Genomic DNA, 1,012 nt, shown 5'->3' on the forward strand with positions numbered 1-1,012 from the left:
CGGTGAAGCCGTACTCGACTCAGGCAATGGCAAGATCCAGCGGTTTTCCTCGGTGGATGAGCTGATGGCCCAGGCGACAGGTGCGGCCGTCCCGGTGACCGCGCTCTTTGCCTGGCTGCAGGGCGACAATGCCAGCGTCAGCGGCTGGTCTGCAGACCTTTCCCGTTACGCCGAAGGCCGCATCACGGCCAGCCRGGTGCAGCCGGCACCCCCAGCCGACCTGCGTGTGGTCCTTGACCAATAATTCCGGGACGGATGTCCCGGCTTCTCCGCAAGGCCTCCTGTACCTTCACCCTCCTGGCTCCTGTTGCTTTGGCACTCCCAGTTCATGACGACCCATACCGCCCCCGTCCGATACGCCGCGCAGCCGCTCCAGGCCCTGTATGACGTGCCGGCGCCTGCCAAACTGAACCTTTTCCTGCACATCACCGGACGCAGGCCCGATGGCTACCACCTGTTGCAATCCGCCTTCATGCTGATCGACTGGTGCGACACCCTTCACTTTGAGCTGCGCCCCGATGGCCGGATCACCCGGGAAGACCTTGGCCAACTCAACGAGGGCAACCCCGGCGAATCCCAGGCCTTGCCCGCCGAGGACTTGTGTGTACGGGCGGCCAGGGCGCTGCAGGCGGCTTGCGGCACGCCTTTGGGCGTCCACATTGGTCTGCAAAAAAACGTCCCTTCGCAAGCCGGCATGGGTGGGGGTTCATCCGACGCCGCCAGCTGCCTGCTGGCRCTGCAGCGGCTTTGGGGTGTGCGCCTGCCGATCCCAAAACTGCACGCCATCGCCCTGTCGCTGGGCGCCGATGTCCCCTTTTTCCTGTCCGGCGGCCACGCCTGGGTGGAAGGCATTGGTGAAAAAATCACGCCGCTCGCCTTGCCGCCAGCCCGTTTTGTGGTGGTCAAGCCTCCTGCCGGCGTCTCCACGCCACGAATTTTCAGCGCGCCGGGGCTCAAACGCGACACAGAAACTGCTACAATCCAAGGCTTTGCTGCAAATGCTGAAGGCCCT

The 1,012-nt window shown here is 64.3% G+C and carries 2 protein-coding genes; both read left to right on the top strand.

Features of this window, described 5'->3' with window-relative positions:
* On the top strand, window positions 1-244 hold a 244-nt coding region (locus tag AC1D1X_RS24255; protein WP_477699480.1), incomplete at its 5' end, for a lipoprotein insertase outer membrane protein LolB.
* 84 nt (window positions 245-328) lie between these two features.
* Window positions 329-1,012, top strand: a 684-nt coding sequence (gene ispE / locus AC1D1X_RS24260; protein ID WP_477699481.1) for a 4-(cytidine 5'-diphospho)-2-C-methyl-D-erythritol kinase, incomplete at its 3' end; no start/stop codon positions are given.

This window comes from Polaromonas sp. P1_G4 (assembly GCF_056405475.1).